This is a genomic window from Streptomyces sp. NRRL S-646 (assembly GCF_000720765.1).
GTDB lineage: Bacteria > Actinomycetota > Actinomycetes > Streptomycetales > Streptomycetaceae > Streptomyces.
Map to the genome: position 1 here is coordinate 38838 of NZ_JODC01000035.1, position 8937 is coordinate 47774.

An 8937-nucleotide genomic window follows, 5' to 3' on the forward strand; every position below is an offset into this window, starting at 1 on the left:
CACCCAGCGGGCTTCCCGCCGGGTGCACACCCCGATTCATACCTGGGGTGGCCGCTACACCTTGGCGACCGCGGGCGAGCCCTCGGCGAACTTCGCCTCCAGCTCGTGGCTGATCTTTCGCTCGACGAAGAAGGCGGCCGTCGGGATCGTGCCGGCGAGCAGCACCCACAGCTGCTTGCCGACCGGCCACTTCGCCTTGGAGCCCAGGTCGAAGGCGAAGATCAGGTAGACCACGTAGAGCCAGCCGTGCGCGATGGCGACGACGCGGGTGAAGTCCGCGGCACCGTCGACGTCCAGGCCGTACTTGGCGATCATGCTCAGGCACAGCAGGACCAGCAGGACGCCGGTGACGTAGGCCATGACGCGGTAGCGGGTCAGCACGCTCTTCTTCATGGCGTCGAGCGTAACCGCCCGTTCCGGGAGATCTTGGGCCGGGTCAGTCCTCGGCGAAGTCGCTCGCCGCCACCCGCAGCGGTCGCAGCATCGCGAAGATCTCCGCGCACTCCTCGGCGTCGTACGCGCCGAGGCCGAAATCCATCGCCATCAGGTCGCGGGTGGCCGCCTCGACGACCTCGCGGCCCTTGTCGGTGATGGAGGCGAGGGTGCCGCGGCCGTCGTTGGGGTTGGGGCGCTTGGCCACCAGGCCGGACTTCACCAGGCGGTCGACGGTGTTCGTCACCGAGGTGGGGTGCACCATGAGCCGCTCGCCGATCTTCGACATCGTCAGCTCGCCCTCCTTGGAGAAGGTGAGCAGCACCAGCGCCTCGTACCGCGCGAAGGTCAGTCCGTACGGCTTGACCACCGCGTCGACCTCGGCGAGCAGGATCTGGTGCGCGCGCATGATCGAGGTGATGGCCGCCATGGACGGCACGTTTCCCCAGCGCTGCTTCCAGAGTTCGTCGGCGCGGGCGATCGGATCGAAGGGAAGGCTGAGCGGCTTCGGCACGGAACCGACCTTACCGGCCGGTCACATGGTGGTCAGCCCCGTCTCGCCTTTCGGTCCGCCGGGCTTCCAGAGCGAGCGCTGCGCAGCACACCGCGCCCAGCGCCCCGGCCCCCGCGACCGTGGCCGGCACCCCCGCGAACTCCGCGACGACTCCCGCCAGCGCCATCCCCACCCCCTGGATCGTCATCAGCCCGGCGGTGAGGAGGGTCATGGCCCGTCCGCGCAGTTCCTCGGGCACGGCCCGCACGAACCACTGGTCCAGGCCCAGCGTGTACGCCGAGCCCGCCCCCGAGAGCAGAAGCAGGAGGAGGGAGGGGACGAGCACGGGGTGCAGGACGTAGCCGAGGTACGGGAGAAGGGTGCCGGCGACCAGGGGAAGGGCGATGTGTTCGCGGGTCTCGGGGCGCAGGCGGGAGCCCGCGTACAGCTCGCCGGCGATCGTGCCCACCGGCAGCGCACACATCAGGAGGCCGAGGCCGACCGAACCGGCGGCCAGTTCGTCGGCATAGGGGGCCGCCAGTGCCTCCGGTGCCACGGCGAACATGGGCGGCACCCAGAAGAGGAGGAGCAGGGCGCGTGCGCGGCGGTCGGCGAGGACCTGGCGGGCGCCCTTGAGGGAGTCCTTGACCAGGGCGTTTCCCGCCGGGGTGCGAGCGGGCCTGCGCCGGGTGCCGAAGCGCAGGAGGGCGGCGGAGGCGCAGAAGCCGGCCACGGTGATCAGGAGGGCGTGGCGCGGGGTCACGGCGATCAGGAGCAGTCCGCCCAGGCCGAACCCGACGAGCAGCGCGCTCTGCGACACGATCCGCAGCAGGGAGCGGCCCAGCACGAACAGGTCGCCGTCGCCGAGGATGTCGGCGAGCGTCGCCATCCTCGTCCCCTGGAACACCGGTGAGACGAGGGCGACGCAGCAGCGCAGGGCGAGCAGGACGGCGATGCGCGGGCCGGCCGCCACCATCAGCGCCACGCACACCGCCTGTGCCATGTCACACACCACCAGCACCCGCCGGGGCGGGAAGCGGTCGGCGACCCCCGCGAGGAGGGTCCCGCCCACGACGTACGGCAGAAATCCCAGCGCGAAGGTGAGCGCGCTCATCAGGGGCGAGCCGGTGAGGTCGTAGACGAGGACGGACAGGGCGATCTCGCTGACGATCACGCCGAGCAGGGAGAGCGCGTGCGCCGCGAAGACGGCACGGAACTCGCGGACGGCGAACACGTCGGAATAGCGGCCGTGACCGGCGGGAGGGGCCTGAGGTGGTGCGGGCAGGGTCGTGGTGCCCTCGGGCTCGTCTGGTGCCATGGGCAGCAGCGTCCTCGGCCGGGGTGGGGCATCCTAGAGATTCGGCAGCAGCCGAATCTCGATGCCGCCCGACTGTTGATGTCACCCGAATGCCGAGGGAGGCCCGTGCCGTCACGGCTGCACTTCGGGGAGGACGACTTCCTCCGGTGCCGCTTCGCCGTGTCCCCGCTGTGGGAGACCCAGGAGGTCGTGCGGATGCTCAAGCGGCCCGAGCGGCAGGGCTACCACGCCCACTGGCTGCGCCGTATGGGCCGGGTGGCGGCCGGGCTCGACCTCACCGCCCTGTGGTTGCTGATGCCCAGGCGCGGTCACTGCCCCGACTGGCTCTGCCCGCCCCCGATCGGCCCTGCCGCCACCTTCGAGGAGGAGATCGCGGCCGTACGGGCGAGCGACCCGGCGGCGGCACGCGCGGACACAGTGATGTCCCTCGCAGACACCCCGGGCGCCCTCGACTCCCCTCAGGCCCGCAAGTGGCTGCAGGACCCCGTCCGCATGATCGAGGAACTGTCGGACGCGATGGAGGAGGCCTGGCGCGCCCTCATCGCCCCGGACTGGCCCCGGCTGCGCACCCTCCTGGAGGCCGACGTCACCTTCCACTCGCGGCGGCTGGCCGAGGTCGGCTCGGCGGACTGCTGCCGGAGATCAACCGGCGGTTCGGCTGGCAGGCCGGGACGCTCACCGTCGAGTTCAAGGGCCGGCACGAGCGGCGGCTCGGCGGGCAGGGCCTGGTCCTGATGCCCAGCGTCTTCATCTGGCCGGACGTGGTCAGCACCTTCGATCCCCCGTGGCAGCCCACCCTGGCCTACCCGGCGCGCGGCATCGGCGGCCTGTGGGCCGAGCCCGCCGATCGCGCCCCGGACGTTCTCGTACGGCTCCTCGGGCGCGGGCGGGCAGCCGTGCTCGCCGCGCTCGACGAACCCGCCACCACGAGCGCCCTCGCCCACCGCCTCGGCCTGGCCCCGTCCTCCGTCTCCGCGCACCTGACACTGCTGCGCGACGCCGGACTCCTCACGGCACGGCGGTACGGCCATCAGGTGCTGTACGAGCGCACGCCGCTGGGCATCGCGCTGGTGTCGTCTGACGCCTGACCGGTCGCGCGGCTGCCATGTCGAACCCTGCAGCCTCAAATCCCTTGTGCAACGATTACTGACGAATCATCAGTAAATGTCGCCTTCGCCCCAGGGAGCAGCATGTCCCGGCTGATCCACATCCTCGCGGCTGTCACGGTCCTCGGGCTTGCGGCGGGCTGCTCGTCCGCGTCCGACATCGACACGGCCGCCGCGGCGGGCAGCGCCTCGAAGAAGGCGGCCCGCGCAGGCGCCATGGACTTCTGGGTCGACCCGGAAAGCCCGGCCGCCGAGCAGATCAAGCAGTGGCGACGGTCGGGCCGTGCCCAGGACGCGCACCTGCTCAAGCGGATCGCGGACGAGCCGGAGGCACTGTGGCCGGCCGGCGAGATCGACCCCGGCCCCATTGTGAAGGCGGCCGTCGAGTCCGCGGCCGAGGAGAACCGCACGGCGCTCTTCGTGGCGTACGACATCCCGCACCGCGACTGCGGCCAGCACTCCGCGGGCGGCGCGGCCGACGCGGACGCCTACCGGGAGTGGATCGGCAAGTTCGCGGACGCGCTCGGGGACGGCAAGGCCCTGGTCGTCCTCGAACCGGACGCGGTCGCCCACATCGTGGACGGCTGTACACCGGCCGGCTACCACGACGAGCGGGAGCAGCTGCTGAACGAGGCGGTCGTCCGCCTGAAGCAGCAGCCGAACACCAAGGTGTACCTGGACGCGGGCAACCCGGCCTGGATCCGCGATCCGTGGAAGCTGGTCGACCCGCTGAAGCAGGCCGGCATCGAGAAGGCCGACGGCTTCTCCCTCAACGTCTCCAACTTCCAGACGGACGAGCTCACCAAGGCGTACGGCCTCGAGCTCTCCGCCGACCTCGGCGGCAAGCACTTCGTCATCGACACCAGCCGCAACGGCAACGGCCCCCTGCCCGGCGCCTGGTGCAACCCGCCCGGCCGCGCGCTGGGCACCCGCCCGACGACCGACACCGGCGACCCCACCCTCGACGCCTACCTGTGGATCAAGCGGCCCGGGGAGTCCGACGGGACGTGCGGGAGCGGGCCGGCCGCGGGGAAGTGGTGGCCGGAGTACGCCCTGGAGCTGGCACGCAACTCCAGGCCGTAGCCGCCTGCTTGGGGCATCGGGGCGGGTCACTTCACCTGGATCCACCTAGCCTCGGACGGCGTTCCCTGCGCGTCCGTGACGAACAGCATGTACCAGCCGGGCGGCACCAGGGCCCGGTCGTCCGGTACGGCGACCGTCACCGAGTGCGCGTCCTTGGTCAGGCCGAGCTCGATGGAGCGCTGCTCGACGTCGGTGGTGTGGGTGACCGCGCTGGGCCGCATGAGCCGGGCCTTCGCCACCCGTTCGGGGTGGTCGGTGCGGTAGGTCGCGCGGCGGTCCTTGCCGAGCTCTTGCGGGCCGCCCTCCAGTGCGGGGCGGTTCTTGCCGTTGCGGTGCAGCGCGGGCGGTGTGAAGACCTCCATGCGCTGCTCGAAGTGGCCGAGCTTGGTGTTCTGCTGGTCGTCGAAGAGCGGGTCGGAACCGAAGGTGGCGACCCGGCCGTCGGGCAGCAGCAGGGCCTCGGAGTGGTAGTTGCGGCCGACGGTGGGCGCGGCCGCCTCGTGGAAGGCATTGCTCTTCGGGTCGTAGAACTGGGCCTTGAAGATGTTGCTGGCGCTGCGGCCGCGGTAGTCCTCGGAGCCGTTGGTGGTGAACACCGAGTCGTCCGGCATGATCACGCTGTTCAGGTACCGCGTGCCCTGGGGGAGGTCGGGCCCGTCCTTGAAGACCGGGTTGTCCTGCTTCAGATCGACGACGGCCGTGCGCGGGGTCGACCTCCTGGACTCGCCGACGCCTCCGCCGCCCAGAATCATCACCTTCTGGTCCTGCGCGGGCGGCAGCAGCAGGGAGGAGGAGGTCTCCGTCTCGTCGGGGTCGCGCAGCCCCGGCACCTTCCGGAAGGTGTTGGTCCTCAGGTCCCACAGTCCCGGTTCCCGCCCCTGGTCGGCGGGCCCGTAACCGGCGTTGGAGGACGTGTAGAAGAGCTTGCCGCCCTTGGTCAGGAAGAGTGCGGGGTACGTGGGGAAGTACCGCTTCGGGCCGGGCGACCACTTCTTGGTCCTCGGGTCGTAGATCTCGTTGTCCCCGGGGTCGATCATGCCGACGTCGTCCAGTCCGGAGACCGCGAGCACCCGCCCGTCGTCGAGTCCGACCAGCGTCGGATACCAGCGGGCCTTCTGCATCGGGTCGACGGGCACGTACCGCTCGGCCACGGGATCGAACTCGTAGGCGGCCCGGATCCCCTGGAAGTCCTGCTTGTCGAGGGTGATCTTCTCGCTCAGCCCGTAGGTGTTGGCCGCGTCCTTGCCGGTCAGCCCGACGATGTCGTACTGCGCCTGCTGCTCGGTCACGGACATCGGACCGGCGTCGACGGCCTCGACGAAGACGCGGGCCTCGCCCGCCACCACCGGCGCCGGGGCCGGGGCCTGCCCGGGCCGCACCGCGCCGACGGCGCCGGCCGGCCCGGCTGCGGGCTTGGCCTTAGGGACGGTGACGTCGAACCTGCTGACGTACTCGACGCCCGCGGGCGAGCGGAAGCGGGTGCCCTTCTTCAGGAAGACCGCCTTGAGTGGGTTCTCGTTCTTGATCCGCATACCGCCGCCGGCCCGTTTGACCTCGCCGTCGAGCAGTTCGTAGCGGGCCGTGCCGCCGGCCACGAGGAGCCGCCCGTCCGGGAGTTGGGTGTGGCCGGAGCAGAAGAAGTCGGCGGGGGTGGGGATCTTCTTGAAAGTGTTCGCCTTCGGGTCCCACAGGACCGTGTCGAAGGACCCGGCATTGAATTTCTTCTGCTCGTTGCCCGACCCGGCGACGATCAGCACCTTGCCGGTGTGCAGGAGCGCCGCATGGATGGCGTTGGTGCGGTACTTCGCGGGGATGTCGACCCGCCGCCAGGAGCCGTACTTCGCCTGGTACTCGGGCTGGGCGATCTTGTACTCGTGGTACTCCTCGCCGGCGAACTCGACCGCGGCAGGGGCGTTGAGCCCGGCCAGGACCATGATGCCCCCGACCCCGAGAACGGTCCTCCTGGTTGTCCTGGTCGTCTTGTTCCTGGAGCTCTTCCGGTACTTGTTCTCAGCGTTCCGGGCCATGGCGCTAGCTGCCTCCTGTCGTGGTTCCGGAGACCGTGGAGCCCGCGCCGCTGGTGGCGAGGGCGGGCTCCGTGCCGTCGACGGCACGAGTGGTCCGATGCGGTGCCTGCCGCTCCCGCCGCTCCTTGAGGAGCGTGGAGCACCACACCGCGACCGGCGCGAGGGCGATGGCCATGGCCAGGACCGCCCAGGTGCGCATGGCCGCATGGGTGTGGTCCAGGACCACCGAGGCGGCCAGCGAGGCCGCGAGGAGGATCGCCCAGAAGAGGTGGATACGGAAGGTGAGCAGCCGGTCGGCACTGGCGTCCGCGCCCTTGGGGGTCACGACGAACCTGCTGGGCCGGCGGACGAGCGCCTCACCGAAGGACTTGAGGTAGATCGGGGCGGCCAGGGCCGACATGGCCATGCCGGCGAGACCGCCGGACCCCTCCGGCTCATGGGGCGAGATGTTGTGCCGCCGGTTCCACAGATACAGCCCGATCTGCAGGGCGGCGGCATCGCTGTAGAGCATCAGCCACACCGAGGAGGCCACCTGCGTGCCTGACGCCCCGAACCAGAGGAAGAGAACACAACTGAGGATGCCCAGAAACCAGTTGACGGCCGTCATCGGGTAGTAGACGAGCATCAGGGTGTACGAGAACAGCCGCCCCGGGGGCATCCTGAACAGCGCTCTCCCGTACTGCTTGAACAGCGTCTCGTAGGTCCCCCGCGACCAGCGCATCTGCTGCGTGAAGAAGTCGGTCCAGGAGGCGGGCCCCTCTCCGACGGCGAGTACGTCCGGTGTGTACACGGACCGCCAGTGGTTGCCGGTGACGGGATTGCGCCGCTGGTGTATCTCGAACCCGGTGGCCATGTCCTCGGTGATCGAGTCGTACAGCCCGCCTATCTGCTTCACGGCGGCGATCCGCACCACATTGTTCGTACCGACGAACATGGGCGAGCGATACCGGTTCCCGGCACGCTGGATCAGCGCATGAAAGAGGAACTGCTGCGACTCGGCGGCTTTGGTGACGGGATGGTCGGCATAGTTCCCGTACACCTGGGGCCCGACCACGAAGGCGACATCGGGATCCCGGAAGTACCCCATCATCCTTTCGAGGAAGTTGGGGCGCGGGACGTGGTCCGTGTCGACGGAGGCGAAGAAGTCGTACGCGTCGCCGTGCACGGCGATCCACGCGTTGTAGTTGCCGTGCTTGGTCAGGGCCTTGTGCACACCGCCGGCCTGATTCCACTCCGCAACGCCGCGCCGGGTGAAGTGCCGGACCCCGAGCTCCGCACACAGGGCCTTCGCCTGCTCGTCGTCGCCCTCGTCGAGGAGCCATACGTCGAGGACACTGCCGGACCCGGCATGGGTGATCCGGACGGCACCTTCGAGGGTGGCCCGGACCATGGAGAGCGGTTCCTTGCCCGGGACGTAGGTCGTGAGAAAAGCAACGCGGGTGCCGGCTTCGGGGACGACCGGAACGGGGTCACGGGCCACCAGCGTGGCATGCGCGACGGAGGCGACATTGACCACCATGAACAGCTCGATGAGCCCGATGGATATGAGCATCGAGACATCGAGCCCGACCAGCCAGCTCTCCCCGCCGTCACGCTCCACCCAGTGGGTGGGCCAGACGAGGTACACGAGCAGCGTGCCGGTGAGCACCGGGGCAAGGGTCATCAGCAGGACGGCCTGTATTCGGCGCGGCTCACTGGAGAGCAGCGAGGTGTACTGCACCTGGTACGACGACGCGTCGCTCGGCTCCGTGAGAGGTCCGGCCAGTCGGCTGTGGGTGTCGTATGCGTAGCCCTCCGACTGCACGGCGCCCTCCAGTGAGTGAGGTGTGATCGGGAGACGAATACCGATCACTCCATACAAAAGTGGACTTCCGACCCCATGGCGACCTGGGGGCGTCCAGCCGGGTGGGCCGAGGGCGCCCCCGGGGACACCACCCACCCGCCCCACCGAAGGAACAACACCCACGGGAAAGGCAACACCTCCCGCCGAGAAGGGGAGGCTCCTGCCAGAAGGGCCCCTCCCGCGAGAAGGGGCGCGTCCCGCAGGGAAGGGGCGACTCCCGCCGGGAAGAGGCGCCTCCCGCCGGGAAGGAGAGGCTCCCGCCAGAAGGGACGCCTCCCGCCAGATGGGAGAAACTCCCGCTGGGAAGGAAGGGCCTCCCTCCAGAAAAGAGCGGCTCTCGCCGGAAGGAGCGACTCCAGCCAGAAATGGCCGACGCCCGCCAGGAAGCAAGCGACTCCCGCCAGACAACAGCGACTCCCGCCGGAAGCAGCGACTCGCGCCGGACTGGCGCGACTCTCGGCGGACGGGGGCGACTCTCGGCGGCCTGGGCGACTCCCGCCGACGGGGCGCTGATCTTCGCCGGTCGCGGATCGATCTTTCAGCCCGTCCGGCGTTTGAGGACGAGGCCGTTCAGGCCGAACGGGGGCCTGGGGGCAGAGCCCCCAGCGGGGCTCCGGGGCAGCGCCCCGGGACGG

Annotated in this window: 6 protein-coding genes and 1 pseudogene; 2 read left to right on the forward strand and 5 right to left on the reverse strand. The window is 70.1% G+C overall.

Going from position 1 to position 8937, the window contains the following annotated elements:
• Nucleotides 1-54: 54 nt before the first annotated feature.
• Genes IH68_RS0146470 through IH68_RS0146480 form a run of 3 tightly spaced genes read right to left on the reverse strand, consistent with a single transcriptional unit; the run spans nucleotide 55 to nucleotide 2243 of the window.
• A complete protein-coding gene (locus tag IH68_RS0146470) occupies nucleotides 55-393 on the reverse strand; it encodes a DUF3817 domain-containing protein (protein ID WP_030949233.1) in 339 nt (112 codons plus the stop codon).
• A 43-nt stretch (nucleotides 394-436) separates the two neighbouring features.
• The gene (locus IH68_RS0146475) at nucleotides 437-946 is read right to left on the reverse strand and encodes a MarR family winged helix-turn-helix transcriptional regulator (protein WP_030949234.1); all 510 of its coding nucleotides are present in this window, start codon (nucleotides 944-946) and stop codon (nucleotides 437-439) included.
• 10 nt (nucleotides 947-956) lie between these two features.
• Nucleotides 957-2243, reverse strand: coding sequence for an MFS transporter (locus tag IH68_RS0146480; protein WP_030949235.1), 1287 nt, complete (start codon nucleotides 2241-2243; stop codon nucleotides 957-959).
• A 105-nt stretch (nucleotides 2244-2348) separates the two neighbouring features.
• On the opposite strand from IH68_RS0146480, the pseudogene IH68_RS51025 reads away from it, so the two are divergent.
• Together IH68_RS51025 and IH68_RS0146490 are read left to right on the forward strand one after the other, a co-directional pair.
• Nucleotides 2349-3331 (forward strand): annotated as a pseudogene (locus tag IH68_RS51025) (DUF5937 family protein).
• Between the two features lie 102 nt (nucleotides 3332-3433).
• A complete protein-coding gene (locus tag IH68_RS0146490) occupies nucleotides 3434-4432 on the forward strand; it encodes a glycoside hydrolase family 6 protein (RefSeq protein WP_030949236.1) in 999 nt (332 codons plus the stop codon).
• 26 nt (nucleotides 4433-4458) lie between these two features.
• Here the strand turns inward: IH68_RS0146490 and IH68_RS0146495 are convergent, their stop codons facing one another.
• On the reverse strand, nucleotides 4459-6366 hold the full coding sequence (locus IH68_RS0146495; protein ID WP_051834088.1) for a kelch motif-containing protein: 1908 nt from the start codon (nucleotides 6364-6366) through the stop codon (nucleotides 4459-4461).
• 97 nt (nucleotides 6367-6463) lie between these two features.
• The gene (locus IH68_RS0146500) at nucleotides 6464-8263 is read right to left on the reverse strand and encodes a glycosyltransferase family 2 protein (RefSeq protein ID WP_030949238.1); all 1800 of its coding nucleotides are present in this window, start codon (nucleotides 8261-8263) and stop codon (nucleotides 6464-6466) included.
• Between the last annotated feature and the right edge of the window lie 674 nt (nucleotides 8264-8937).